General features: G+C 70.7%; 21 protein-coding genes and 1 tRNA gene. 12 read left to right on the forward strand and 10 right to left on the reverse strand.

What is annotated here, in order from left to right:
* Nucleotides 1-115: 115 nt before the first annotated feature.
* Nucleotides 116-787, reverse strand: coding sequence for an HAD family hydrolase (locus tag OHN74_RS11935; protein WP_327694544.1), 672 nt, complete (start codon nucleotides 785-787; stop codon nucleotides 116-118).
* Nucleotides 788-970: 183 nt separating this feature from the next.
* On the reverse strand, nucleotides 971-1,552 hold the full coding sequence (locus OHN74_RS11940) for a TMEM165/GDT1 family protein (protein WP_327694545.1): 582 nt from the start codon (nucleotides 1,550-1,552) through the stop codon (nucleotides 971-973).
* A gap of 373 nt (nucleotides 1,553-1,925) precedes the next feature.
* Here OHN74_RS11940 and OHN74_RS11945 point away from each other — a divergent pair, with 373 nt between their 5' ends.
* The 6 genes from OHN74_RS11945 to OHN74_RS11970 all read left to right on the forward strand — a co-directional run bounded on the left by OHN74_RS11945 (nucleotide 1,926) and on the right by OHN74_RS11970 (nucleotide 10,259).
* Nucleotides 1,926-2,570, forward strand: a complete 645-nt coding sequence (locus tag OHN74_RS11945; protein ID WP_327694546.1) for an HNH endonuclease family protein — start codon at nucleotides 1,926-1,928, stop codon at nucleotides 2,568-2,570.
* Between the two features lie 124 nt (nucleotides 2,571-2,694).
* Complete coding sequence (locus OHN74_RS11950; RefSeq protein ID WP_327694547.1) at nucleotides 2,695-4,356, forward strand: alkaline phosphatase D family protein; 1,662 nt, start codon at nucleotides 2,695-2,697, stop codon at nucleotides 4,354-4,356.
* A 223-nt stretch (nucleotides 4,357-4,579) separates the two neighbouring features.
* Nucleotides 4,580-6,514, forward strand: coding sequence for an FAD/NAD(P)-binding protein (locus tag OHN74_RS11955; protein ID WP_327700080.1), 1,935 nt, complete (start codon nucleotides 4,580-4,582; stop codon nucleotides 6,512-6,514).
* A gap of 127 nt (nucleotides 6,515-6,641) precedes the next feature.
* Complete coding sequence (locus OHN74_RS11960) at nucleotides 6,642-7,082, forward strand: DoxX family protein (protein ID WP_327694548.1); 441 nt, start codon at nucleotides 6,642-6,644, stop codon at nucleotides 7,080-7,082.
* A 234-nt stretch (nucleotides 7,083-7,316) separates the two neighbouring features.
* Entirely contained in the window at nucleotides 7,317-7,943 is a 627-nt protein-coding gene (locus OHN74_RS11965; protein ID WP_327694549.1) for a DedA family protein, read from the forward strand.
* A gap of 330 nt (nucleotides 7,944-8,273) precedes the next feature.
* The gene (locus tag OHN74_RS11970) at nucleotides 8,274-10,259 is read left to right on the forward strand and encodes a ricin-type beta-trefoil lectin domain protein (RefSeq protein WP_327694550.1); all 1,986 of its coding nucleotides are present in this window, start codon (nucleotides 8,274-8,276) and stop codon (nucleotides 10,257-10,259) included.
* A gap of 52 nt (nucleotides 10,260-10,311) precedes the next feature.
* Here OHN74_RS11970 and OHN74_RS11975 read toward each other — a convergent pair whose 3' ends face one another.
* Nucleotides 10,312-10,557, reverse strand: a complete 246-nt coding sequence (locus OHN74_RS11975) for a DUF2277 domain-containing protein (protein ID WP_327694551.1) — start codon at nucleotides 10,555-10,557, stop codon at nucleotides 10,312-10,314.
* A gap of 139 nt (nucleotides 10,558-10,696) precedes the next feature.
* Between OHN74_RS11975 and OHN74_RS11980 the strand changes: the two genes are divergently transcribed.
* Both OHN74_RS11980 and OHN74_RS11985 read left to right on the forward strand, forming a co-directional pair.
* The gene (locus tag OHN74_RS11980) at nucleotides 10,697-11,659 is read left to right on the forward strand and encodes a ketopantoate reductase family protein (RefSeq protein ID WP_327694552.1); all 963 of its coding nucleotides are present in this window, start codon (nucleotides 10,697-10,699) and stop codon (nucleotides 11,657-11,659) included.
* Between the two features lie 108 nt (nucleotides 11,660-11,767).
* Nucleotides 11,768-12,115, forward strand: coding sequence for a hypothetical protein (locus OHN74_RS11985; protein WP_327694553.1), 348 nt, complete (start codon nucleotides 11,768-11,770; stop codon nucleotides 12,113-12,115).
* Between the two features lie 34 nt (nucleotides 12,116-12,149).
* On the opposite strand, the gene OHN74_RS11990 is transcribed toward OHN74_RS11985, so the two are convergent.
* On the reverse strand, nucleotides 12,150-13,739 hold the full coding sequence (locus OHN74_RS11990; RefSeq protein WP_443060375.1) for a serine/threonine-protein kinase: 1,590 nt from the start codon (nucleotides 13,737-13,739) through the stop codon (nucleotides 12,150-12,152).
* 127 nt (nucleotides 13,740-13,866) lie between these two features.
* Nucleotides 13,867-13,941: transfer RNA gene (locus OHN74_RS11995), tRNA-Val, on the reverse strand.
* 222 nt (nucleotides 13,942-14,163) lie between these two features.
* Here OHN74_RS11995 and OHN74_RS12000 point away from each other — a divergent pair.
* Both OHN74_RS12000 and OHN74_RS12005 read left to right on the forward strand, forming a co-directional pair.
* Nucleotides 14,164-14,943, forward strand: coding sequence for a DUF4097 family beta strand repeat-containing protein (locus OHN74_RS12000; protein WP_327694554.1), 780 nt, complete (start codon nucleotides 14,164-14,166; stop codon nucleotides 14,941-14,943).
* A 144-nt stretch (nucleotides 14,944-15,087) separates the two neighbouring features.
* Nucleotides 15,088-16,518 (forward strand): hypothetical protein, encoded by a 1,431-nt coding sequence (locus OHN74_RS12005; RefSeq protein ID WP_327694555.1) that lies wholly within the window; start codon nucleotides 15,088-15,090, stop codon nucleotides 16,516-16,518.
* An 87-nt stretch (nucleotides 16,519-16,605) separates the two neighbouring features.
* On the opposite strand, the gene OHN74_RS12010 is transcribed toward OHN74_RS12005, so the two are convergent.
* From OHN74_RS12010 to OHN74_RS12020, 3 genes are all read right to left on the reverse strand, one after another.
* The gene (locus tag OHN74_RS12010) at nucleotides 16,606-17,799 is read right to left on the reverse strand and encodes an amidase domain-containing protein (RefSeq protein ID WP_327694556.1); all 1,194 of its coding nucleotides are present in this window, start codon (nucleotides 17,797-17,799) and stop codon (nucleotides 16,606-16,608) included.
* Nucleotides 17,800-17,957: 158 nt separating this feature from the next.
* The gene (locus tag OHN74_RS12015) at nucleotides 17,958-19,271 is read right to left on the reverse strand and encodes a hypothetical protein (RefSeq protein ID WP_327694557.1); all 1,314 of its coding nucleotides are present in this window, start codon (nucleotides 19,269-19,271) and stop codon (nucleotides 17,958-17,960) included.
* Between the two features lie 41 nt (nucleotides 19,272-19,312).
* Nucleotides 19,313-21,289 (reverse strand): transglycosylase domain-containing protein, encoded by a 1,977-nt coding sequence (locus OHN74_RS12020; protein WP_443060545.1) that lies wholly within the window; start codon nucleotides 21,287-21,289, stop codon nucleotides 19,313-19,315.
* 311 nt (nucleotides 21,290-21,600) lie between these two features.
* Here OHN74_RS12020 and OHN74_RS12025 point away from each other — a divergent pair, with 311 nt between their 5' ends.
* Complete coding sequence (locus OHN74_RS12025) at nucleotides 21,601-21,831, forward strand: FmdB family zinc ribbon protein (RefSeq protein ID WP_006382627.1); 231 nt, start codon at nucleotides 21,601-21,603, stop codon at nucleotides 21,829-21,831.
* A 70-nt stretch (nucleotides 21,832-21,901) separates the two neighbouring features.
* Nucleotides 21,902-22,666, forward strand: coding sequence for a DedA family protein (locus tag OHN74_RS12030; RefSeq protein ID WP_327694558.1), 765 nt, complete (start codon nucleotides 21,902-21,904; stop codon nucleotides 22,664-22,666).
* Here OHN74_RS12030 and OHN74_RS12035 read toward each other — a convergent pair.
* Together OHN74_RS12035 and OHN74_RS12040 are read right to left on the reverse strand one after the other, a co-directional pair.
* Nucleotides 22,593-23,399, reverse strand: a complete 807-nt coding sequence (locus OHN74_RS12035; protein WP_327694559.1) for an HAD family hydrolase — start codon at nucleotides 23,397-23,399, stop codon at nucleotides 22,593-22,595. The genes OHN74_RS12030 and OHN74_RS12035 overlap by 74 nt on opposite strands.
* Entirely contained in the window at nucleotides 23,396-25,879 is a 2,484-nt protein-coding gene (locus tag OHN74_RS12040) for a phosphoribosyltransferase (RefSeq protein ID WP_327694560.1), read from the reverse strand. The genes OHN74_RS12035 and OHN74_RS12040 overlap by 4 nt, the downstream gene beginning before the upstream one ends.
* Nucleotides 25,880-25,903 lie beyond the last annotated feature (24 nt).

Genomic DNA, 25,903 nt, shown 5'->3' on the forward strand with positions numbered 1-25,903 from the left:
CGCCCCCAGACCCCCGCATCGGCCCTGAAAGGGCCTCGTCCTCAAACGCCGGACGGGCCGAAGGTGCGGGCCGGCGCTCAAGAGGTGCCGCCTGACCGGAGTCACTCCCCCGGGATCAAACCCCGCCCACCCCGAAACTCACCCGCAGTTCCCCGTCCCCCACGCGCTCGACCCGTACCCCCACCAGATCCGGCACCACCACATCCGGCCGGTGACGGTGGGCCCGCGGCCCGACCCCCACCACACGCATCCCCGCCGCACGGCCCGCCGAGATGCCCGCCCCGGAGTCCTCGAAGACGACACACTCCGCGGGGTCGACCCCCAGCTCGGCCGCGCCCTTCAGGAACCCCTCGGGATCCGGTTTGCTCGCCCCGACCGACTCCGCGGTGATGCGGACATCGGGCAGACCCAGCCCCGCCGCGGCCATCCGCGCGGTCGACAGACCCACATCCGCGGAGGTCACCAGCGCATGCGGGAGCCCGCGCAGGGAGGCGAGAAACTCGGGCGCTCCCGGGATCGCGACCACACCTTCCAGGTCGGCCGTCTCCTCCGCGAGCATCCGCGCGTTGTCCGCGTGGTTCTGCTTCATCGGCCGGTCGGGCAGCAGCACCGCCATGGAGGCATAGCCCTGCCGTCCGTGCACCACCTTCATCACCTCGTCGCCCTCCAGCCCGTGCCGGTCCGCCCAGCGGCGCCAGATGCGCTCGACGACGGCGTCCGAGTTGACGAGGGTGCCGTCCATGTCGAGGAGGAGGGCGCGGGCGGTGAGCACGGTGGTGGCCGTCATCGGCAGGGCTCCAAGGAACAGGTACGGGACCAAGGCGGCCCCGCCCGCCGGTCAGGGAAAACGGGCGGGAGCCACTTTGTTCCTACACGGTACAAAAGAAACCGTGCCGCCCGCTACCGTCTGAGGCAATCGTTCACCGACCGGTCACCTCCGGGGCGCCCCAGCGGGGCGCCCGGTCCCCGCCTACCCGGCCACCGCCTCCCAAAGACTCCACACCCCGAGCCCCAGCATCAGCACGGCCGCGACCTTGGTGATCAGATCCAGCGGCACCCGCTTCATCAGCGCACGACCGCCCACGATCCCGAGCCCGGCCACCGCCCACAGCGCGAGCACCGCACCCAGACCGACCGAGAGCGGATCGTCGTAGCGGGCCGCGAGGTTGGCCGTCATGATCTGCGTGAGATCGCCGAACTCGGCGACGAGGATGAGCATGAAGCCGGTCCCCGCGACCTTCCAGAAGGACTGGTCCTCGGGGCGCGGGACCTCCCCCTCGCCCTCGTCCTTCTTCATCAGCAGCACGGCTGCGCCACCGAGGAACAGCACACCGGTCAGCGCGTGCACGATCTGCTGCGGCAGCAGCGTGAGGACACTGCCCGCCGCGACGGCCAGCGCGACATGGACGGCGAAGGCGGCGGCGACGCCCGCGAAGACGTACGAGGCCCGGTAGCGGGTGCCGAGGACGAGCCCGGCGAGGGCGGTCTTGTCCGGGAGTTCGGCCAGGAAGACGACGCCGAAGACGAGCGCCATGACACTGAAGCTGATCAAGGTTCCTCAATCGGTAGGGGCTGCCCCACCGAGAGTGCGACGACTGCACGCTCACCGCGCTGCGACACCTCGGCACGGCAGCACACGTGACACGTAAACACGTATTGCTGCTCTGCCGAAGGTCTCGCTGGCCGGCCCGCACAGACTGTGCGGAACCTGCCTCCGGGCGCCGGCTCAGACGAGCTGAGCAGTATGTCGACGGTCCGGCGAAGAGCTACTCCCCTTCTGCACCGTCCACGATAACCGACCCCAGAGGGTTGTTATGTCATGCCCACGTCACTAACTTCTTACCGATCGCACATCTCACGGCAATCAAGCGACGCGACGATTCACTCGCCCGCGCTCAACACCCCCATCCCCCGAGGGAGTTCGCATGCCGAAGTTCTACGCGCGTCGACGGCTCAGCATACTCGCGGCGCTCACCGGGCTCATAGCCTCGGTCGGACTTTTCAATGGTCCGACCGCCTCCGCCGCTCTCCCCACCCCGGTCAGCGCCGCCACCGCCCGTACCTACCTCGCCTCGCTCACCGTGGCGACGGAGGACCGCACCGGCTACGACCGTGACCTGTTCCCGCACTGGATCACCATCTCCGGCACCTGCAACACCCGCGAGACGGTCCTGAAGCGGGACGGTACGAACGTCGTCACCAGCTCCGCCTGCGCCGCCACCAGCGGCAGCTGGTACTCCGTCTACGACGGCGCCACCTGGACCGCGGCCTCCGACCTCGACATCGACCACCTCGTCCCGCTCGCCGAGGCCTGGGACTCGGGCGCCGACGCCTGGACCACCGCCCAGCGCCAGGCGTTCGCCAACGACCTCACCCGGCCCCAGCTCATCGCCGTCACGGACAACGTGAACCAGCAGAAGAGCGACCAGGACCCGGCCGAGTGGATGCCCCCGGTCGCCTCGTACGCCTGCACGTACGTCCGCGCCTGGGTCCAGGTGAAGTACTACTACGACCTCTCGGTCGACTCCGCCGAGAAGACCAAGCTGAGCTCGGTACTCAGCGGCTGCTGACTGACTGCGCCATGCACGGAACCTCCCCGCCCTCCGTCGTCGTTCCGTACCGTACGGGGCGACGTCGGATGGCGAGCCGAACAGGCACGCCCGACCATGGAAATGGAAAGGGCCGGGAGATCACGTGGCGAAACTTCGCCTGGGACCACTGCTGAGGTACGCCGACAGTTCGTCCGCGACCGTCTGGGTCGAGGCGAACCGTCCCTGCGTCGCCGAGGCGCGCTGCGCGGACGGCGTCGGCGGTGAGACCCGCACCTTCCAGGTCGCCGGGCACCACTACGCGCTGATCCCGGTGACCGGCCTCACCCCGGGCACGACAACTCCCTACGAGGTACTGCTGGACGGCGTCCGCGTGTGGCCGCTGCCCGACTCGCCCTTCCCGCCCTCCGTCATCCGCACCCCCGAGGAGACAGCGGGCGAAGGAGGGAGCGACGACGCGTTCCGGGTCGCCTTCGGGTCCTGCCGCTGGGCGGCACCGGCCGCCGACGACAAGGACCCGGTGGGCGCGGACGCCCTGGACACCCTGGCGGCGCGTATCGCGGCCGACCCCACGGCCGAACGCCCGGACGTCCTCCTCCTGCTGGGCGACCAGGTGTACGCCGACGAGGTGTCCGACGCGACCCGCGACTGGCTGGCCGCCCGCCGCGACCTGTCCGAGCCGCCGGGCGCCGAGGTCGCGGACTACGAGGAGTACACCCACCTCTACTACGAGTCCTGGCTGGACCCCGAGGTCCGCTGGCTCCTCTCCACCGTCCCCAGCTGCATGATCTTCGACGACCACGACGTCATCGACGACTGGAACACCAGCGCCGCCTGGCTGGCCGACATGCGGGAGACCCCCTGGTGGCGCGAACGGCTGCTGAGCGGCCTGATGTCGTACTGGGTGCACCAGCACCTGGGCAACCTCGCCCCGGACGAGCTGGCCACCGACCCGCTGTACGCGGCCGTGCGCGAGAGTGCCGACGGTACGGACGCCGTGCGCGCCTTCGCCTCCCGGGCGGACGCCGACCCGGCCTCGGTCCGTTGGAGCTACCGGCGCGACTTCGGCCGCGTACGGCTGCTGATGGTGGACAGCAGGGCGGCCCGGGTCCTCGACGAGGACGAGCGCGCGATGCTGGACCCGGGTGAGGAGGCCTGGGTGCGGGAACAGGCACTGGCCGATCCCGGCTCCTACGACCACCTCCTCATCGGCACCTCGCTCCCCTGGCTGCTGCCTCATCTGGTGCACGACGCCGAGGCGTGGGACGAGGCTCTGTGCAGGGGCGAACGGGGCGCGCGCTGGGCCCGGTTCGGGGAGAAGCTGCGTCGCGGGGCCGACCTCGAACACTGGGCGGCCTTCAACAGCTCGTTCACCGCCCTGGCCGACCTGATCGCGGAGGCCGGCTCGGGTCCCGAGGCCCCGGCGACGGTGCTGGTCCTGTCGGGGGACGTCCACCACGCGTACGCGGCCGAGGCCACCTGGCCCGAAGCGGCCCGCCCGGACGCCCGCGTCCTCCAGCTGACCTGCTCCCCGGTCCACAACGCCATCCCCCGCTACATCAAGGTCGGCTTCCGCCTGGGCTGGAGCGGTCTGGGCCGCGCCCTGGGCCGGCGCCTGGCCCGGCACGGCAGGGTCCCGCGTCCACCGGTCACCTGGCGCAAGACGGGCGGCGGCCCCTGGTTCGGCAACATGCTGATGACCCTGACCCTGCACGGCCGTTCGGCCCGGCTGCGGCTGGAGCGGACGCAGGGGCAGAAGGACAGCGCCCGGCTGGAGACCGTCATGGAGTCGAAGCTGAGCGGGTGAGGGATCCCACACCGGCGGCGAGCCCGGTCCCCGGTGCTCGGTTCGTGTGGTCGCCGACGGCATGATGAGGCGGACCGTCTGCTTCCGTTTGACGGTTCGCTGCCAACGCGCCCCACACGCACGGGAGTTCCCCACGATGTCTCCAGCACCCGCCGAGCCGTCCAGGACCGCCTCAGGGACCGGCTCGGGGTCCGCCTCAGGGACCGCGTCCGGCCCCCTCGTCATGTCCGTCGCCCTGGTCGGTGCAGGGCCGCGCGGCACCAGCGTGCTGGAACGCCTGTGCGCCTCCGCTCCCGAACTCCTGCCGCGCGGGGCCCGGTTGACCGTCCACGTCGTCGACCCGGCACCGCCGGGCGCCGGCCAGGTCTGGCGCACCTCGCAGTCGCCCCGGCTGCTGATGAACACCGTGGCCTCCCAGGTGACCCTCTTCACCGACGACAGCGTGGACTGCTCCGGCCCGGTCCGGCCGGGCCCGAGCCTGTACGAGTGGGCGCGCGACTCACCTGGTGTGACAGGCGAGTTGGGTCCGGACGACTATCCGACCCGCGCCCACTACGGCCGCTACCTGGAGTGGGTGTTCTCCAAGGTCGTGCGCGAGGCGCCGCCCGCCGTGCGCGTCCGGACGCACCGGGCCCGCGCGACCCGCCTCGACGACGCCCCCGACGGCAGCCAGACCCTCACCCTCGCGGACGGCCGCACCCTGACCGCTCTGACCGCCGTCGTCCTGGCCCAGGGCCACCTCCCCCTCGTCCCCGACGACGAACAGCGCCGCCTCGCCTCGTACGCCCTGCACCGCGGCCTGTGCCACATACCGCCCGCCAACCCGGCCGACGTCGACCTCTCACCGCTCGCCGCCGGCGAACCGGTCCTGCTGCGCGGCCTCGGCCTCAACTTCTTCGACCATCTGACCCTGCTGACGACGGGCCGCGGCGGCCGTTTCGTTCGCGACACGCCCAACTCCGGCGCGGGCGGGCTGCGTTATCTGCCCTCCGGGCGTGAGCCGCGGCTCTACGCGGGTTCGCGGCGCGGCATCCCCTACCAGGCACGCGGCGACAACACGAAGGGGCCGTACGGCAGGCACACCCCGCTCGTCCTCACCGACGAGGTGATCGCCCGCTTCCGCAAACGCGCCGACTCCGGCGAGGCACCCGACTTCCGCGGGGAGATATGGCCGCTGGTGGCGAAGGAGGTCGAGACGGTCTACTACGAAACCCTGCTGCGCACACGGGAGTTGACGGACCGCCCGCTCGACGGCTTCCGGGACCGCTTCCTCGGCACCCCGCACCGCGACCCCCAAGAGGCGGCCGTACTGGACGAGTTCGGCGTACCGGAGGGTGAGCGCTGGTCCTGGGAGCGGATGTCACGGCCGTACGCCGGACAGGTCTTTCCCGATACCGCCGCCTGGCGGAGCTGGCTGCTCGCCCATCTCCACGAGGACGTCGCCCAGGCCGCGTCGGGCAATGTCGACGGGCCCGTGAAGGCGGCCCAGGACGTACTGCGCGACCTGCGCAACGAGTTGAGGCTGATCGTCGACCACGGCGGGCTGGCGGGCGACTCGCGCCGGGACCACCTGGACCGCTGGTACACCCCGCTCAACGCCTTCCTGTCCATCGGACCGCCCCGTCGGCGCGTCGAGGAGCTGGCGGCGCTGGTGACGGCGGGCGTGGTGGAGATACTCGGGCCCCGGCTCGACGTACGGGCCGAGGACGGGGCCTGGGTGGCACACTCCCCCGACGTGCCGGGCTCGGCCGTACGCGTGACCTCGCTCGTGGAAGCACGGCTGCCGGAGGCCGACCTCCGCCGCACGGCCGACCCACTCCTCGCCCGACTGCTGAGCACCGGCGGGGCGAGGCCTCATGTGAGCGACGGCCACGAAACCGGCGGACTGGACGTGACACCGCGTCCTTATTTCCTGATGAACCGTCAAGGACGTTCACATGCAAGGAGGTTGGCGTTCGGAGTGCCCACGGAGGGCGTGCACTGGGTGACGGCGGCCGGGGCCCGCCCCGGTGTGGATTCGGTCATACTTTCGGACGCGGATGCGATGGCGCGGGCGGTACTGCGGATGACCCCACCGACGCTCCCCACGTGCGGAGACCGGCGAATCGGAAGGGCGGGCGGAGGTCCGTCAAGAGGCAAAGCAGTGGCCAAATGTTGAACTTGTAAGCATTGATCAGGCCCCCCTACGGTGGATTACCCGCTCGGTTCCGCCCCCGGACCGATCCGCCCTCAGGTCTCGAAACCTTTCGGACGGAACGGTCCCGACCGAAGGAGACATCCCCCACATGTCCGCTCGCCTCAACAACGCTCAGCCCTACGCCATCGGCCTCTTCCGGATCGTGGTCGGCCTGCTCTTCGCCTGCCATGGCGCCCGGTCGCTCTTCGGCGTCCTCGGCGGCGAGGAGACCGTCGCGGCCGGCACCTGGCCCGGCTGGTACGCGGCCGTCATCGAGCTGGTCGGCGGCACCCTGGTCCTGCTGGGCCTCGGCACCCGTGCCGCCTCGTTCATCGCCTCGGGCGCGATGGCGTACGCGTACTTCGACGTCCACCAGCCGAGCGCTCTCATGCCGATCCAGAACCAGGGCGAACTGGCCGCCGCCTTCTGCTGGGCCTTCTTCCTGCTCATCTTCACCGGTTCCGGCGCCTTCGGCCTGGACCGGTTCCTCGCGAAGCGCTCGTCGGGCGCGACGAAGGGGTCACGGGAGAAGACCCCGGTAGCAGCCTGATCCATCCGGTCCATCCGATCCATCGCTCGTTCGCACGCCGGTGCCCATCCCCGCATCCCGGGGATGGGCACCGGCGTGCGTCAGGGTGAACATCGTGTGCCGAACACATGCGCCCCCCGTGGATCTCCTGTCAGACCCGCCGCGTACGCTGTATGGCTGTCACAGGCCGCCCGCCGCTCCCCCGCGAGGTAGCGGCACGGATCGGGCCGACGGGGGAGTTTCGGGGAGTCTGCGGTGCTTGAGAGTGTGGGGTCCCTGACCGGAACCCCGTGGATCTACGCCCTGGTGGGTGTGTCCGTCCTGTTCGACGTCCTGGTGCCGGTACTGCCGAGCGGTGTCCTGGTCATCACGGCCGCCACGGCGGCCGCCGCCGGTTCGGGCGCGGCCACCGGGCAGGTGCCGCAGGAGGTCCCCGACATCCTCGCGCTCACCCTGTGCGCGGCCACGGCGTCGGTCCTCGGCGACCTGGTGGCGTACCGGCTGGCCTGGCACGGCGGGGCCCGCCTGGACCGCGCGATCGCCCGCTCCCGGCGCCTGACCAGTGCGCAGGAACGTCTCGGCCAGGCCCTCGCGCACAGCGGCGGCATCCTGGTCGTCGTCGCCCGCTTCGCCCCGGCGGGCCGCTCGGTCGTCTCCCTCGGCGCGGGCGCCGCCCACCGCCGGGTCGGCGAGTTCCTCCCCTGGTCCATCGTGGCCGGGCTGGCCTGGGCCGCGTACAGCGTCGCCCTCGGCTACTTCGGCGGCCAGTGGCTGGGCGCGACCTGGCTCGCGACAGGCGTGTCCGTGGCCGCCCTCTTCGGCGCGGGCGCGGGCGCGGCCTTCCTGATGCGCCGGCCGAGGGTGACGGGCGCACCCCTGTAGGCGGTGCCGTGTTCAAGGACACCTGTTGTCGGGCGCCGAGAAGACGCGCCCGACCGGGGCGCGGGGCTGTGTCATTTTGCGGCTCCGCCGCGGAGCACGACAAGCCACAACGCCGCCGCACCCGCCATACAGCAGCACCCGCGCGCTCATAGGCGCCCCAACCCCCGCCCGAAATCCCCCGGTTGGGAACCCCACTCCTGCCACACCCGTTGACTTAACCCTCCCGTGGCTCTAATTTCAGCGCGCCCCCTCGTTCGGTTCGCCGATCGCGGTTCGAAATATCGACCAAAGCTCCGGGAGTCGCACCGTCGCGCCCCGGAAAGGAGCCGCATGTATCCCCCGCCGCGCTCGTCCCTCTTCAGACGCACCGCCATCCGCGCCCTCGCGCTCGCGACAGCGGCAACCGCCGCCCTCCTCTTCGCCCAGCCGCAGGCCGATGAAGCCACCGCCCTCGACAGCGCCGCCCCCGTCGCCGCCTCCACACGCCAGATACCGGTCCCCACCGCCCCCATGGGCTGGGCCTCCTGGAACAGCTTCGCGGCGGTCATCGACTACAGCGTGATCAAGGGCCAGGTCGACGCGTTCGTCGCCTCCGGGCTGCCCGAGGCCGGCTACAAGTACATCAACATCGACGAGGGCTGGTGGCAGGGCACCCGGGACAGTGCCGGCAACATCACGGTCGACGAGTCCGAGTGGCCCGGCGGCATGAAGGCCATCGCCGACTACATCCACAGCAAGGGCCTCAAGGCCGGGATCTACACCGACGCGGGCAAGGACGGCTGCGGCTACTACTTCCCGACCGGCCGCCCCGCCGCCCCGGGCAGCGGCAGCGAGGGCCACTACGCCCAGGACATGCTCCAGTTCTCCACGTGGGGCTTCGACTTCGTCAAGGTCGACTGGTGCGGCGGTGACGTCGAAGGCCTCGACGCGGCGACGACGTACAAGTCGATCAGCGACGCGGTGGCGACCGCCTCCGCCACCACCGGGCGCCCGCTCACCCTCTCCATCTGCAACTGGGGCTACCAGAACACCTGGAACTGGGCCCCGGGTCTCGCCCCCATGTTCCGGACCAGCACCGACATCATCTTCTGGGGCAACAACCCCTCGATGTCGAACATGCTGTCCAACTACGACCAGGGCCTGCACCCCACCGCCCAGCACACCGGCTACTACAACGACCCGGACATGCTGATGGTCGGCATGACCGGCCTCACCGCCGCCCAGAACCGCACCCACATGGCCCTGTGGGCCATCTCCGGCGCCCCGCTGCTGGCCGGCAACAACCTCTCGACGATGACCGCCGAGTCCGCCGCGATCCTCAAGAACCCCGAGGTCGTCGCCGTGGACCAGGACCCGCGCGGCCTCCAGGGCGTCAAGGTCGCCGAGGACACCACGGGCGCGCAGGTGTACGGCAAGGTGCTGTCCGGCACCGGCAAGCGTGCCGCCGTGCTCCTCAACCGCACCTCCTCCGCCCAGAACATCACCGTCCGCTGGGCCGACCTCGGCCTGACGAGCGCGTCCGCGACCGTCCGTGACCTGTGGAGCCGCACGAACATCGGCTCGTACGCCACCGGTTACACCACCAGCGTCCCGGCCGGCGGCTCGGTCCTGCTCTCGATCACCGGCGGCACGGAGGCGGCGAGCAGCGCGTACGAGCCCGACTCGTCCGCCAGTTACACCGGCGTGAGTGCGGCGAACACGGGTGTCGCGGTCGCCGACTTCACGTACACGAACAACACGAGCACCGCCCGCACGGCGACCCTCAAGGTCAACGGCCAGACGGCCACCACGGTGTCGTTCCCGCCGACCGGCTCGACCCCGGGCACGATCTCCGTCCAGGTCGCCCTCTCCAAGGGAGCCACCAACACGCTGGCGGTCACCAACGGCCCGGCCTTGGGCACACTGACCGTCCAGCCGGTCCCCGGCACGAACGGCAACCTGATCGTCGGCAAGCAGTCCGGGCGCTGCCTGGACCTGTTCAACAGCACGATCACCAACGGCACCCAGGCCGAGCTGTGGGACTGCAACGGCGGCTCCAACCAGGCCTGGACGTACACCTCCCGCAAGGAACTCGTGGTGTACGGCAACAAGTGCCTGGACGCCTACGACAGCGGCAAGACCAACGGTACGAAGGTCGTCATCTGGGACTGCCACGGCGGCAACAACCAGAAGTGGAACGTCAACACCGACGGCACGATCACGAACGTCAACGCGGGCCTCTGCCTGGACGCGTACGGCGCGGCCACGGCCAACGGCACACAGATGGTGCTGTGGGCATGCGGCACGGGCGACAACCAGAAGTGGACGGTCAGCTAGAGGTTCGGTGGCCTGGAGGCTCAGCCAGTGACCTCACAGCCCGGCGCGCGTCTCAGGACGCGTGCCGGGCTGTCGTCGTACTGCCGCCCCCGCCTCGCACCTCGATACCGGCCAGCAGTTCCGCCGTGGCCGCCGCGATGACGTCGACGGCGTGTTCGAAAACCTCACGGTTGTGGGCGGCCGGAGCCCGGAAGCCGGAGACCTTGCGGACGTACTGCAGGGCGGCGGCCCTGATCTCGTCCTCGGTGGCCTCTTCGGGGAGCACGGGTGGGCGAAGGGTCTTGATGCTGCGGCACATGCCTCCAGTCTCGCGCGTGCCCGGCGATCCGCGCCGCCCGCATGCTGAAAGGGGAGTGCCCTTCGCCGCCACCGGCTGCGATCATGCTCCGCGAAGCGGCCACCTGTCAGGGGCCGACCGAGGAGAGGTTCGACCAGTCATGCAGACGAACACACCCGCAGACGTACGCCAGGACACGCTCACCTTTGCCGTACTCGGCCCCGGAGGCGTCGGCGGCCTCCTCGCCGCCCTTCTCTCCCTGGCCGGTCACCGCGTGCTCTGCCTCGCCGGGGACGACACCGCGCGTACTCTCCGCGAGGGCGGAATCCGCGTCCGCAGCGGCCGGTTCGGCGAGTTCACAGCGAGGGTGGACGCGGCGACCGAGCTGCCGGAGGCATCGGACCCCGCCGACGCCGTGGACTCCTTCGGCGCCGTCGACGCGGTCCTCGTAGCGGTCAAGCACACCAACCTCGACGCGGCCCTGGCCCGCGTCCCGGCGAAGGCGCTGGGCGACGCCCTGCTCGTACCGTTCCTGAACGGCGTCGAACACCCGGCCGCACTGCGCGCCCGCTACGGCGCCGACCGTGTCGCCCCGGCCGTGATCCGGGTCGAGTCGACCCGTACGGCACCCGGCGTGATCGAACACGCGAGCCCCTTCGTGGAGATCGACCTGGCCGGCGACCCGGTGCCGCGTGAACGTCTCGACGCGCTGTCCGCCGCTTTCGCGGCGGCCGGACCGGCCACCCGCGTCCTGCCCGACGAGGCGGCGGCACTGTGGGCGAAGATGTCGTTCCTCGCCCCCTTCGCCCTGCTGACCACGCTGTACGGCCTCCCGCTGGGCGACGTCCGCACCCGCCACCGCGACGAACTGACCGCCCTGGTCGAGGAGACGGCGGCGGTGAGTCTGGCCTGCGGCGGCCCGGCGGACCCCGCCCAGGCCCTGGCCCGCTACGACACCTTCCCGCCCGCCACCAGGTCGTCGATGCAGCGCGACGCGGAGGCGGGCCGCCCGCTGGAGCTGGACGCGATCGGCGGAGCCCTGCTGCGCGCGGCCGAACGGCACGGCGTGGACGTACCGGTGGCCACGCGGGTGGTGCGGGAGCTGGCGGCCGGGGGCCGCTGACCGCCCTCCCCGGCACAGTCCGGCGGCGGTCACCCGTTCGCGTGAAGACAGGGAGGAAGTCCCCGGAGGAACTCGCTTCTCAAAATCGAACAGGCGTACCATTACCGCGTGGCGACGACCTATGACTTCCCGAGTGACCTCCTGGCCGGTCAGGAGGAGCTGCATCAGGTCCGGGCCGAGCTGTCCGCCCTCCTGAAGCGGCTCCCCTGGTCGGTCGAGCCGCTGGACGGTTTCAGTGACACCGGCGGCTGGCGCAAGGTGGAGCGCCCCGCGTCACCGGGCTGGTCGGCCGATGAACAGGCCGAGGTGGAGAAGCTGCGGCGGCGGGAGCACGAGCTCGCGGTGTTCGTGAGCGGCCACCGCTTCTGGGCCGAGGTCACGGGACCGGACCGGGTCGACGCACGTACGCGGCTCAAGCACGCACACGAAGACACGGACGAGGGGCTTGAGGCCTGAGATCTGAGGTCTGAGGTCTGAGGCGACCCGGGAGTCAGGACGTGGAGGCGATCCGGAAACCTTCCCGGACCCGGTCGAAGACCGGCCGGTAGGTGTCCCACTGCGCCTCGGGCGCCGAGACGTAGATGTCGTACTCCCGGCCGCCCTCCTGCCCGAAGCCGAGGTTGATGGCGTGGAACACGCGCGCCCGGCCCTCGATGGTGAACTCCCAGATGGCGGCCTTCTGACCCCGGTACGTCGTGCGCTGCATGTAGATCTTGCGGTACTTGTCCCCGGGGTAGTTGAGCTTCGTGTTGGCCTCGATGTCCTTGAAGTGCGCCAAGGTGTCGCCGGCCGGGTCCACCATGCCGATGCTGAGGCTGACCAGGCGGGTCTCGTCGATGTAGACGACCCCGTCGGACTTCCGCTTGCTCAGCTGCCAGCCGTCCGGCACCGGGAAGGCGACACCGAGCGCCTTCTCCGTGACCAGGTGGTAGCCGTCGGGAACAGGTGACGGCGCGTAGGTCGTCGGGGTGGGGCTGGTCCCCGAACCCGCGCTCTGTGTGTCCCTGCCGGACGAGTTCACGTAGTAGAGGCCGCCCGCGGTACCCCCTGCGACCAGGATCACCGCGACCGCGCTCCAGAGGACGGTGAGGCGCCCACGCCCGCCGCTCGGTCGTACGGGAACCGCCTCCCCTGTGTCGCCGGTCCTCCTCCGCGTGCCACCGGTGCGGTCCGGATCCGGGGCCCGTCCCCCCGGGACCGACAGCAGAACGGGCGCCGTCCACGCACGCGGCTCCGTATCCTCGGTCACCGACCGCAGCGCCAGTTCCGTCTCCTGGGCCGAGGGCCGCTCGGCGGGGTCCTTGGCCAGCAGGGCCGTGATCAGCGGCTCCAGCGGGCCGGCCTGCTTCATCGGCTCCAGGGGGGCGGTGACGATGGAGTACGCCGTCTCGACCGGCGTCAGCCGACGGAACGGCGGCCGGCCCTCCACCGCCTGATAGAGGGTCGCGCCGAGCGCCCAGAGATCGGAGGCCGGGCCGGGGGTGTCGCCCTGGATGCGCTCCGGTGCCATGAAGTCGATGGAGCCGACGATCTCGCCGGTCCGGGTGAGGGTGCTGGTACCGGTCGCCGTGGCGATGCCGAAGTCGGTGAGGACGACCCGGCCGCCCTCGGTGAGCAGGACGTTGCCCGGCTTGACGTCACGGTGCAGTACGCCGGCCTCGTGGGCGGCGCGCAGCGCGCCGACCATGCCCCGACCGACCCGGGCGGCCTCCTCGGGCGAAACGGTTCCGCCGCTCTTGAGCAGGGCGCCCAGCGTGGTCGAGGGCACGTACTCCATGACGATGCAGGGCAGCCCGTCGTCCTCGACGACGTCATGGACGACGACCACGTTCGGGTGCGCGATCCGGGCCGCGCTCTGCGCCTCGCGGCGGGTGCGCTCGTACATCAGGGCCAGTTCGTCGTCGGCGTACCGGGAGTCCTCGTGCAGACGCTTGAGCGCGACCCGGCGGTTGAGCATCTCGTCGGCGGCCAGCCAGACCGTGCCCATGCCCCCACGGCCGATCTGCTCGGTCAGCCGGTACCGCCCGGCGATGAGCCGTCCCTCGTCCGACACGTCCGACACGGCAACCTCTCTGATCACGCCGTCACTTCCACTCACGATATCCGGCACGCTTACGAGGGTGATCCGAAGGTCGCGTTCACCACACCTGGCCACACGAAACAGCCCCTCGGCGAATCCGCCGAGGGGCCACTCGTTACGTTGATCCTGGTGGGCGCGGACGGTTTCGAACCGCCGACATCCGCCTTGTAAGGGCGGCGCTCTACCACTGAGCTACGCGCCCAGGACGAGTCGTCAGCCTACATTGCCCGGGGCCCTGCCTCGCAAACCCGTATCCGCCCCGGAGATCGGCGGCCCCGGATTCGGGGGTTTTCCCCCGTACGCATCGGGGAGCGTCCCGGATGCCCCGGCGGGCGTCGGCTCCGTACGGTCGAAGAGTGTCGCAGGACCGGCTCCACCGATCGCCGATCACCGGTCCCGCGTTCACCTCAGGGGGATTGGGACCATGGCCCGTTCAGCATTTCCGCGCACCCGTGTCATCGCCGTCACCGGCGCGGTGGTCGCGCTCGTCGCCACCGCGTCGGCCTGCTCCTCCGCCGGGGACGACAAGGATCCGGAGCACCGTTCCTTCGCCCTGCAGGGGCGCACGCTCACCGTCGACTCGAACGAGTCCGCGCTCGACATCGTCACCGCGGACTCCGGCAGGTCGGGCCGGATCGAGGTCACCCGCTGGTTCCAGGGCTCCGTCACCATGGGCAAGGACCCCAAGGTGACCTGGTCCATGGAGGACGACCGGCTCAAGCTGCGGGTGAAGTGCTCGGGCGTGGTCGCCGACTGCTCGGCCAAGCACCGGATCGAGGTGCCGCGCGGTGTCTCCGTCGTCGTGCGGAACGGGGACGGGAGGGTCACCGCACGCGGCTTCGACCAGGCCCTCGACATCCGTTCCGAGGACGGCTCGGTCACCGTCAAGGACTCCACCGGCCCGCTGAAGCTGCACACCGACGACGGTTCGATCCGTGCCCTCGGTGTGCGCTCCCAGCAGGTGCGGGCACATTCCGAGGACGGCTCGGTGCGGCTCGAACTCGCCTCCGTGCCGGACCTGGTCGAGTCGAGCAGCGACGACGGCTCGCTCACGATCGAGCTGCCCCGGGAGACGTACCGCGTGACGGCGGACTCCGACGACGGCTCCGTGAAGGTGTCCGTGCCGCGCGCCGAGAACAGTGCGCATGTGGTGTCGGCGAAGACCCAGGACGGGAGCATACGGGTGCGGATCGCCGGGGGGTGAGCCTCGCGGTGGCCCGGTCTGCGCTCGGTACTCGACCGGATTCGTGACCGGGTACGCGCAGCGCGAACCGATCGGCCCGTGTGTTCGTCCTCAACCGGTGGGAGAATGAACCGGGCAGGGCAGATCACAGCACGGGAGAGGGATGTGACGGCGATCACTTCTGAGCCGCACACGCCGATTGCGCCGCGCGCGCGGCAGTCACCTCACCGCTCGCCGCACCGCCCGCCCGAGGCCTCTCGAACCGGCGTGCGCGCCACGGCGCGGGACGTGCTGACGCTCGTACTGCTGCCGTTGCCGCTGCTCCTCGCCCTGCCCGCGGCTTTCGCCGGTGGTGGTACGCGGCGGTGGTTCGGTGGACGGGCCGAGAGCCAGCGCGCCGAGGCGCAGGCCGCGAAGGACGCCGCCGCCGCTGCCTTCTACGAACTGGACACCGCCCAGCGGGATCTGCGGATCTCGATAGAGACCATCAAGGCCGTCGACGACACCCCAGCGGCCCGGCGGGCGGTCGCCGACTTCGAGGGGCTCGGGCGCCGGATCGACGAGGCCAGCGGCCGGTACATCACCGCCATCGACGCCCATGACCTCGACCGTGACGACCTGGAGGCCTCGGCCGCCACCCACGCCCGGTCCGAGCTGACGAAGGCCAAGGAGGAGCTGGGGCGGGTCAAGCAGGACCTGGACCGCTTCGCGGACGGGCTCGGGCCGCTGCTCGGCAAGGCCGAGACGCAGTTGGCCCGGCTCGCACCCTCCGTGGAGCGCGCCCGCCAGTCCCTGCTGGCCGCGTCGAACGCCCTGGACGCGGTCCGGGGATCGGGGCTGCGGGCGGACGACCTGGCCGCCCGGCTCGCCGCCCTCGGGCCCGAGCTGACCCGGCTCAACCAGGGCGCCGGGCAGCACGGCGTGCCGGAGACGCTGGAGCGGGCCGACCGGGTCGCGCGCGAGGCGGAGGCGGTACGGGCGGAGGCGGCGCGGCTGCCCGAGCGGGCCGCCGAGATCGATCACCGGCTGGTGTCGCTGCGTACCCGCGCCGAGGCGCTGACCACGCGGTCCGGGCAGGTGGAGCCGCAGCTGAGCGAGTTGCGCAGACGGTTCTCGGCGGCGTGCTGGCAGGACCTCCAGCATGTACCGGAGCAGGCGACGGACCATGTGCGGCAGGCCGAGGCCAGGCTCAAGGAGGCGCAGGCCGCGCGGGACGCCCAGCGCTGGCCGGACGCGACGGCGCTGTTGTCGACGGCGCGGGCGCTGCTGAACACCACCGACGAGGCGGTGTCGGCGGCCGGGGACCGGCTGCGGCAGCTGAACGCCGTGCAGAAGGACCCGCGGGGCGAGATCGACCGGACGCGCTTCGCGATCCGGGACGCGCAGCGGCTGGCCATGTCGGGGCGCAACACCCCGGACCCGAGGGACGCCCGTCCGCTGGACGAGTCGGTGGCCCGGCTGGAGCGCGCGATCGCCGGGCTGGAGGGCCGCCACCCCGACTACTGGCACTTCCTGACGGAGACGGAGGCCGTACGGCGCACGGTGGCCGGCGTGGTGAGCCGTATCCGCGAGGAACGCGGGACGACCGCCCACTGAGCGCGCGCTACAGGGCTGCGGGGCGGTCGGACCATGTGTCCCGCCGCCCCGGCCCGGGAAGGGGCCGGCGCGGCGGGACCGGGGCGATCAGGTGCGGTAGGCGTAGTAGTAGGCGTTCGGTTCCGACGCGATGATGCTCGCCACCGACCTGCGGTAGGTGTTGGCGGAGTGGTACGTCAGGTACGGCACGCCCTGTGCGTTGCGGTACGTGACGATCATCGTGTGGTCCTTGGACCCGTCCTTGTCGAAGTCCATCTGAAGCACGTCGCCGACGTCCATCTGGTAGACGTACGCGAGGCTGGTGGTGCGCTTCGAGTTCTGGGCGAACCAGGACCACTCGTTGACGCCGACGAAGGAGTCCGACTGGATCTCGGCGTTGCCGAACCACTTGGTGTAGTCGTAGACGTAGCCGGGTGCGTGCTTCCAGCCGCCGGCCTTCAGGGACTGGCTGACGAAGTTGGTGCAGTCGCCGCCGGCGCCGTGCCCGTTGAAGTTCGGGTAGGCCTTGTTGTAGGTGCTCCAGTACTTCTCCGCGTACGTGGCCATGGCCTTGTAGTCGAAGGCGCCGGTGGTGAGGTTCTTGGCCTTGGCCGGTGTTGTGCGGGTGGTGGCCGCGCGGGGGGCGTTGGGCGTGGCGCCGGCCCTGGCCGTGCGGACCTTGGCCGTGACGGACGGCTTGGCCGGCTGGTTCACCGCGATGTCGGCGGCCGGGTCGGTGTTCCGGATGGCCGTCAGCTGCCAGTCGCCGCGCGCGCCGGCGGTGAACGTCAGCTCGTGGTGGGCCTGGAAGCCGGTGGTCCCCGGCTCGTCGCCGCGGACCTTCCGGTAGGTCAGGGCCGTGGTCTCGGTGACCTGGACCCTGGCGGTGGTGCCCTGGAGGCGGGCGCTGTTCAGGGTGACGACGGTGTCGGCCTTGCTGTACTTCTCGCCGAGCGCCGCGAGGCGGTTCTTGCGCAGGTCCAGCGAGGACAGTGCGGCCTTCTCGCTGCGGGCCAGTGCGGCGGACAGCCTGACGTCACCGGAGAAGCCACTGGTCAGCGGCTTCTTCCGGTCGCCCTGCCCGCCGTCGACCAGCGCGTCCGTACGGTCGGTGAGGACCGCGTCGGCCAGGCGCTGGAAGGTGGCCCTGGTCTGCTGGTCCACGACCGGGGCGGCGGAGCGCGCGGTCGCCGCGCTCGCGCTTGCGGCCGGCAGCAGCGCCGCTCCCGCGGCGACCGAGGCAGCGGCCGCGACGACTATGGCGGCGCGGCTGCGCGTACGGCCCATGTTCCTTGACTTCACGAATGTTTCCCCTCTTGCCCCGGCGATGGGGGATGCCGGGTTGTGGAATTTTTGCATGCCATGTGGAGCTTCGGTGAACGGGGATACCCGTTGCCGGCAAGGGAGTTGACGAATCGTCAGATATCGGTGGTCAGTCCAGGACGGTCACTTGGCGGCGGTCACTTCACGACCGTCGACCAGTCCGGCGACTGCGCCGGGTCCAGGCCGCGCAGCCGCTCCAGCGTCGCCGGGGTCTGCACGTCGAGCCAGTCGGCGAGTTCCTTGAAGGAGACGCACTTGACGTCCTTCTTCACGCACATGGTCGCCATGACCTCGTCGACGGCCTTCATGTAGATGCCGCCGTTCCAGTCCTCGAAGTGGTTGCCGATGAACAGCGGGGCGCGGCTGCCGTAGTAGACCCGGTCGAAGCCGGCCATGTAGGCGTCGACGGTCTCCTGCTGCCACCGCGGGTAGTTGGCCGGAGCCCCGTCTGTCTCACCCTCGGACTGGTTGTAGAGGAAGTTGAAGTCCATGGACAGGCCCTGGTACTCGCCGCCCTCGTACGGGAGCATCTGCAGCGGGAAGTCCCACATGCCGTTCTTCTTCGTCGGCCAGATCTGGAAGTCGCCCGCGGAACTCGCGTCGTAGCGCCAGCCGTAGCTCTCGGCGGCCTTCAGCAGGTTCTTCTGGCCCTCCAGACAGGGGGCGCGCCCGCCGGTGACCTCCTTCTTGATGTCGAACGGCAGCGGGTCGAGGTCGGTGTAACCGGTGTTGGTCTTCCACTTCTGCACGAAGTCGAAGAACTGGTCGATCTCGCTCTTCCACTCGGCGACGCTCCAGTCGTCGCCGCCCTTCGCACCGCAGAAGTGGCCGTTGAAGTGGGTGCCGATCTCGTTGCCCGACTGCCACGCCCTGCCGAGCTGTTCGAGGGTGGTGCGGATGTGGTCGTCGGTCGCGTAGCTGATCGCCGCCGAACCCTCGGGGTGCTGCGGGGGCTTGTAGAGCTCCGCCTTGCTCTTGGGCAGCAGGTAGATGCCCGTGAGGAAGTACGTCATATGGGCGTTGTACTTCTCGGACAGCTCCAGGTAGTGCGCGAAGAGTTCGTCGTCGCCCGCCAGCGCGCCGTCCCAGGAGAAGACGACGAACTGCGGCGGTTTCTCACCGGGCTTGAGCGGTACGGGCTTCAACCGGCCCTGCTGCGGGCCGGTGTAGGAGGTGGAGCCGTCCCCCAGGACCTTGGTCCTGCCGTCCCACTTCGGTTCGCCGGTCGCCTGCGCGGGGGCTTTCACGGTCTCCCCGGACCCCACGGAGGCTGTCGGTGCGGTGCGGTCGGCGCGGACCAGCGTGAGGTATCCGGCGGTCAGGGACGCCATGGTCAGGGACGCGACGACGAGGTACGCCGCGATCCGCGGGCGGGTCGGGGCGGGGCGACGTGTCGCCGGGGCCTTGCGACTTGCCGGGGCCTTGCGACGGCGGCCCGACGCTTGTCTCATGTCGTGCTCATTTCGAGGGGGGTGGGGGCCCCGTCCGGTGGTCAGCCGAGCGGGCTCATGGCACCCGACCAGATGCCGAACGGAACGCTGTCGTCGTCGGTGCCGGCGAGGCCCTTCAACGGCAGCGGTTCGAGGCTCTTGGCCAGGTCGATGCGGTAGACGACGACGGCCGTGGACACGAACTTGTGCGTGCCGACGAACCAGGAGGCGGTGTCGTCCTGGGTGGTCCCCGCCTTCCCGGCCACGTTCCCGTCGGCGGACGCGGCGGTGTCGGGGTGAGCGGTGCTGAAGGCGTCGATGAGCGCCGAGGTGACCTCCTCGGCCACGTCGGCGCTGATCGCGCGGGTCGGGGCGGGCGTGTCGAGGGGCATGCCGATGCCGTTGCGGGTGATCTTGCGCACCGAGTACGGCTCGGTGCGCTTGCCGCCCGCGACGAAGGTGGTGTAGCCGCCGGCCATGCGGATCGCGCTCGGTGTGGAGGTGCCCGTCGACAGCGCGGGCACCTGCGCCCCGATGCTGGCGGGCAGCAGGCCGGCGGCCTCGGCGGTCGCGCGGACGTTGTCCAGGCCGGTGTCCATGCCGAGCTGCATGAACGGCGTGTTCACCGACAGCTCCAGCGCGCGGTGCAGCGAGATCTGCCCGTAGGACAGGTCGCCGTCGTTGCTGGCGGCCACCTTCTTGCCGCTGCGGTCCCAGTAGGGCCCCTCGGGAGTGGTCACGGGCACGTCGTCATTGCCGTTGTACAGGGTCTCCCCAGTGACACGTGTCGCTTCGTCGTCCCGGCTCTCGTGGACGCCGTGTTCCAGGCCGGCCGCGTAGACGAACGGCAGGAAGGCCGAACCGGCGGGAACGGTGCTGGAGTTGGACTCGTTGTAGCCCTGCGTACGGTGGTCGGGGCCGCCGTAGACGGCGAGGATCCGGCCGTCGGCGGTCACCGAGGCGGCGCCGTAGTGGGCGGTCTTCGCGGCGTTCGGATCGGACTTCAGCGCCTGCTTGCGGGCCTTGGCCACGGCGTCGGCGAGCTTGCGCTCCCGGGTGCGGTCGAACGTCGTGTAGACCTGGTAGCCGCCGAGGTCGAAGTCCTTGTCGGAGATCCCCCCGGCCTTCCTGGCGTACTGCGAGGCCACCTCCACCAGATAGTCGGTCTGCTCACCGGTGTCGTACAGCGGGTTGCTCTTCAGCGGCTCGGGGAACTTCGTGTACGTGGCCCGCTCGGCCTTCGTCAGCCGGCCGATGTCGACCATCCGGTCGAGGGTCCAGGACCAGCGTTCCACCGCGCGAGCCCGGTTGGCCTTGCTCAGGGTCGGGTCGTACAGGCCCGCGCCCTTGAGGAGGGAGGCGAGGAACGCGCCCTCACCGGCGTCGAGTTGGCTGACGTCCTTGCCGTAGTAGGCCTGGGCGGCACGCTGGATGCCGTAGCAACCGCGGCCGAACCAGCTGGTGTTGAGGTAGCCCTCAAGGATGTCGTCCTTGCTCATCCGGTTGTCGAGCTTGAGGGCGATCATCGCCTCGGTGAACTTACGGCTGATCGTCTGGTTCTGGCTGAGATAGACGTTTTTGACGTACTGCTGGGTGATGGTGGATCCGCCCTGGGTGTCACCCTGGCCGACCGTACGGAAAAGGGCACGGCTGATGCCCTTGAGGGAAATGCCGGAATCGCTGTAGAAACTCGCGTTCTCGGCGGCGAGCACCGCCCAGCGGACGTCCTCCGGGATCTCCTTCAGCGGCATCGCCTGCCGCTGCACCCAGCCGGTCCGGGCCATGGGTGTCCCGTCGGCCCAGAAATACACGTTGTCCTGCTGGGTGGCGTACGTGTTGAGGTTGTCGGGGATGTCCGTGGCCGCGTAGGCGATGCCCAGGAGCAGGCAGCCCAGCCCCACGGACGTCAGGACGCCTCCCAGCCACTGGCGCCAGGAGGGAATCCAGCGCCGCCAGCCGGTGCGGCCGGGCCGCGGGTACTTCGGCGCACGGGACGCGACGACCGACCGGAGGCGGGCAAGGAGGTGAGGGAGGGATATTCGGCGGGCTTTACGAGCTAATCGGGCTTTACGCCTGTTTCCCGGTACGGGCGGTTCCTTCCCGCCGTCGGGAATGTCCGGATCTAATATCCGAAATTGCAGAGTGGCATCCGATTCATCCGATTTCTGGGTCACGACACACCCCTCCGCACTCCGTGCAAACCCTGAATTCCCCGACCTCACGGCTCATCGCGGCGTACACAAATTACCAGCGACCTTCGCAGGTTCTCCACATGGGGAATGAACGGAAAGGATCACCGTCGGAACCGTCGGGCTCCGCGCGGCGAGCAATTGGGGACTAATCTGTCCGCATGCCTCGCTACGAGTACCGCTGCCGCACCTGCGGTGACACCTTCGAACTCAGCCGCCCGATGGCCGAGTCGGCCGCCCCCGCGGACTGCCCCGCCGGTCATGACGACACCGTGAAGCTTCTGTCGACGGTCGCCGTCGGCGGCTCGGCGTCCGCGCAGGCCTCGGCGCCGCGCGCGAGCGGCGGTGGCGGAGGCGGCGGCGGTTGCTGCGGCGGGGGCTGCTGCGGCTGAGGGCCCGCACCGCAGGGCGGCTCGGAGGTCCTTCAGGCTGGGTTCAGGTTGGGTTTCCTAGCCTGGCCGTATGACAGCCACGACGGCCGCACCCCAGTGGGTCACCGACCTCATGGACACGCTGGGCGCCCCCGGCGCTGGCCTCGCCATCGCGCTGGAGAACCTCTTCCCGCCGCTGCCGAGCGAGGTGATCCTGCCGCTCGCCGGTTTCGCGGCGAGCACCGGGCAGATGAGCCTGCTCGCCGCGCTGCTCTGGACCACGGCCGGCTCGGTCGTCGGCGCGCTCGCCCTGTACGGGGTCGGCGCGCTCCTCGGCCGTGACCGCACCGTCGCCCTCGCCGCCCGGCTGCCGCTGGTCAAGGTGTCGGACATCGAGAAGACCGAGGCGTGGTTCCTCAGGCACGGTACGAAGGCGGTGTTCTTCGGCCGGATGATCCCCGTCTTCCGCAGCCTGATCTCCGTACCGGCCGGCGTCGAACGCATGCCTCTGCCCGTGTTCCTCGGCCTCACCACCCTCGGCAGCGCACTGTGGAACACCGCCTTCGTGTGCGCGGGCTATCTGCTGGGCGACAACTGGGCCGAGGTCACGACCGCCGTCTCCGCGTACTCGAAGGTGGTGCTCATCGGGGCGGCGGTGGCGCTGGCCGCGTTCATCGCCGTACGGGTCACGCGACAGCGCCCTGTAGAGGCGCGGAGAATCGCGCGACCAGCCACGACGGCGCCGCAGCGACCCGACACCCCCTCACCGCACCCCCAGCCCGCTAGCGCGTCTCCCTCAGGAACTCCCGAAGGATCCGCTCCCCCGCCGCGACCCCCCGCTCGGGAAGCGCGGTGACCGTATCGGCCACCCACTCGGTCTCGGCCAGTTCCCCGTGCCCCGGGCGCCAGCCCCGATCGGCGGCAAGGAGCAGATCGGCGTCGAGGAGCGAGTCGCCGGCGGCGAGAGTGAGCGTCGCCCCGGAACGACGTGCGACCTCGTGCATCGCCGCGCTCTTGGTGAGCGGCTTCGGCACGGCGTAGATCTTGCGGCCCTGGAGGGAGACCGTCCAGCCACGGCTCTCCGCCCAGACGGCGAGCTCCTTCACCCACTCCTCGGGCAGCAGTTCGCGCTCGACGACGAGGTAGGCGAAGAAGTCCTCGGCGATACGGTGCTTGCGCACCCAGAGCGGGTCGGCGGTGGCGGCGAGATGGTCCCTGACCTCGTCCAGGGGCGCGCACTCGTCCGCGAGCCGTGTCTGCACCCGATCGTGCCAGTCCTGGTCGGCGACACCGTCGACGAGGATGTGACCGCCGTTCGCACAGATCGCGTACTTCGGTGCCGGGCCCGGCAGGTTGATGCGCAGGTACTGCTTACGGGTCCGGGTGGTCGTCGGCACGAAGACGGCCGCGTCGCCGAGTTCGGTGAGCAGTCCGGCGGCCACCTCCGTCATGTACGACAGCGGCCGGGCCTCGTGCACCTCGACGCAGAGCAGCCGGGGCGCGCGGGCGTCCGGCATGGTCAGCGCGAGGGCCGCGGCGGAGTAGATGAGCGTGCGGTCGAGATCGCTGGCGACAAGGACATGGCTCATGCCGACACCGCCTTGCCGTCGGCACCGGTCGCGCCCCGCGTGTATTTGGGGTGGATCAACCCGACGCAGGTGTAGGGGAGTTCGGCCACCTCCTCGACGGGTACGCCCCGCTGCTCGGCGAGCAGGCGTACGTGGTCGAGGTCGGCGCCCGCTCCGGCGCGGGCCAGGATCTTCCAGGGGACGCGGCGCAGCAGCACCCGGGTGGTCTCGCCGACGCCGGGCTTGACGAGGTTCACGTCGTGGATCTCGTACTCCTCGCTGATCCGCTCGACCGCCGCCCAGCCCTCCCAGGTCGGTGCCCGGTCGGCGGCGAGCAGTTCCTTGACCGAGCTGTCGACGGCGTCCGCGACCTCCGGGAAGCGGGCGGCGACGGCGTCGAGGAAGTCCACCGAGACGTCGGCGCCTGCGAGTTCGCGGTAGAACTTGGCGCCGTGGAAGTCGTTCGGGCCGACCAGGTCAGCGCGCAGGACGGTCCGCGAAATCAGCCCCGACACCGTGGAGTTGAGGCAGGCGGAGGGGATGAGGAAGTCCTCGCGGGTGCCGTACGTACGGACGCAGGAGCCCGGGTCGGCCAGCACCGCGATCTCCGGGTCGAAGCCGGTGATGCCGTCGGAGGCCTCGAACTCCTCGATGGCGTCGGCGAGTTCGCGGGTGATGGCACCCTTGCCGGTCCAGCCGTCGACGAACACGACGTCGGCGGGGTCGTGGTGGGCGGCCAGCCAGCGCAGCGCGTTGGCGTCGATTCCCCGGCCCCGGACGATCGACACGGCGTAGTGGGGCAGTTCGAGGCCGTGGCGGTGCTTGGCCCAGCGGCGCATCAGCACACCGACGGGCGTCCCGGCACGGGCCAGCGACACCAGCACCGGACGCGGTGAGCGCTCGGCGAGCACCAACTCCGTGACCGCGCCCACGGCTTGGGCGATACGGGCGGCGGAGGTGTCGAGGGCGGCGCGGAACAGCTCCTGGTACTGGTCGCTGGGCTGGTACTCGACCGGCAGCGACTCGGCGTAGTGGGCGCCGCCCGCCTGGATCGCCTCCTCGCGCTCCTCGGTGGGCGCCTCCAGGCTGACGTCCGAGAGATCCCGAAGCAGCCAGCCGACCTCGTCCGGTGGGTACGAGGAGAACGCGGGTCCACGGAGGGGCTCGGGCAGCATGCGGGGCCTTTCGGGTACGTGCGAGGCAGCGGGTACGTACGAGGGGACGACGGCGAGCACGACGTTCGGCGTGTGCGCGGCGAGCGTGGCCAACAGGCCGTCGGGGGCGTGCAGTTCGGGTGTGTCGGCGGCGGAGTCCACGACCGCGACGACGGCGTCGAAGCCGGCGCCGGCCACGTTGTAGGCGTAGCGCTCGCCGGGCCCGTCGGCCGGGTCGTCGTGGGCCGGGAAGACGAGGCGGCTGCGGATCGCGTACCCGGGGTCGTCCACGGCGAGGACCGGTGAGCGGGTTGTCGTCGAGTAGCGGACCTCGACGCCCTCTGTCACCTGCTCCAGCTCTCGGGCGAGGCGGAGGGGGGCGTACATCAGCTCTTCGAAACCGAGAACGAGGATGCGGTGCGCGTCCGCTGGGAGGGCTTCGGCGAGCCTTGCCGCCATCGCGGGCAGCGCGGCCTCCATGCGTATTCGGTGCCCGGGCGTGAAGCCGTGGCGACCGCCGTCCGGGATGCCTCGGGGCCAGCGCAGTTCGACTCGGGTGAAACGGTTGTGTGGCGGCTGCGGGTCGGTGGGGGCCGTTCGCGCAGTTCCCCGCGCCCCTGAGGGGGGATTCTCGTACCGCTCGACGAGTTCCTGCCCTTTTTCCAGCACGCCCTCCGGCAGGCGGACCGTTCCGTCGGCCGTGGTGACCAGGTCGACACGGGCGCCGATCTCGTCGGCGAACACGTCGAGGCGGCCGGCGTCCGCGGCGGACCGCATGTCGACGAGGGCGACTATGACGTACCGCTCGCGCGGGTAGCGCTCGTGCAGGGCTCGGATGGTGTTGAGGACCGTGTTCCCGGTGGAGAACTCGTCGTCGACGAGGACCAGCGGGCCGGGGCCGGCCAGCAGCGCGGGGTTCTCCGGGAGGAGGAGGTGGGAGGTGGCGTGCGAGTGGGACTCCTCGAAGCCGCCCGCCCGGGCGACGCCGTCGACCGGGCGCCGGGTGGAGTGGAGGTAGGGCGCCAGGCCCACGCCGTCGGCGACGCAATGGCCGAGCCCGGTGGCCGTCTCGGCGTACCCGAGGACGACGGCACGCCGCGACTCGTCGGCGCCCAGCAGCTCACGGACGCGCTCGCCCAGGGCGAAGCCGTGGCCGTAGACGACGGCGGGCGACTGCGGTACGTGCTTGCCGAGCACGTTCGAGACCAGCAGGTGCGCCCGCTTGGGGTTGCGCCGCAGAGCGAGCCCGAGCAGCTCGCGCAGGTCGTCGCCGCCGACCAGCTCGACCCCGAGCCGCTCGGCGACCCAGGTGCCGGACCAGACCCCGTTGTGCACAGCGTTGTTCATGAATCCCTATGTGTGGTCGTCGGG

Source organism: Streptomyces sp. NBC_00459, assembly GCF_036013955.1.
Classification (GTDB): domain Bacteria; phylum Actinomycetota; class Actinomycetes; order Streptomycetales; family Streptomycetaceae; genus Streptomyces.

Coding starts and splice junctions, on each gene's coding strand:
- OHN74_RS12000 (WP_327694554.1), top strand. CDS start 14,164: ATGGCCCGTTCAGCATTTCCGCGCACCCGTGTCATCGCCGTCACCGGC.
- OHN74_RS11945 (WP_327694546.1), top strand. CDS start 1,926: ATGCCGAAGTTCTACGCGCGTCGACGGCTCAGCATACTCGCGGCGCTC.
- OHN74_RS12030 (WP_327694558.1), top strand. CDS start 21,902: ATGACAGCCACGACGGCCGCACCCCAGTGGGTCACCGACCTCATGGAC.
- OHN74_RS12025 (WP_006382627.1), top strand. CDS start 21,601: ATGCCTCGCTACGAGTACCGCTGCCGCACCTGCGGTGACACCTTCGAA.
- OHN74_RS12015 (WP_327694557.1), bottom strand. CDS start 19,271: ATGAGACAAGCGTCGGGCCGCCGTCGCAAGGCCCCGGCAAGTCGCAAG.
- OHN74_RS11970 (WP_327694550.1), top strand. CDS start 8,274: ATGTATCCCCCGCCGCGCTCGTCCCTCTTCAGACGCACCGCCATCCGC.
- OHN74_RS11960 (WP_327694548.1), top strand. CDS start 6,642: ATGTCCGCTCGCCTCAACAACGCTCAGCCCTACGCCATCGGCCTCTTC.
- OHN74_RS11955 (WP_327700080.1), top strand. CDS start 4,580: ATGTCCGTCGCCCTGGTCGGTGCAGGGCCGCGCGGCACCAGCGTGCTG.
- OHN74_RS12040 (WP_327694560.1), bottom strand. CDS start 25,879: ATGAACAACGCTGTGCACAACGGGGTCTGGTCCGGCACCTGGGTCGCC.
- OHN74_RS12035 (WP_327694559.1), bottom strand. CDS start 23,399: ATGAGCCATGTCCTTGTCGCCAGCGATCTCGACCGCACGCTCATCTAC.
- OHN74_RS11980 (WP_327694552.1), top strand. CDS start 10,697: ATGCAGACGAACACACCCGCAGACGTACGCCAGGACACGCTCACCTTT.
- OHN74_RS11975 (WP_327694551.1), bottom strand. CDS start 10,557: ATGTGCCGCAGCATCAAGACCCTTCGCCCACCCGTGCTCCCCGAAGAG.
- OHN74_RS11935 (WP_327694544.1), bottom strand. CDS start 787: ATGACGGCCACCACCGTGCTCACCGCCCGCGCCCTCCTCCTCGACATG.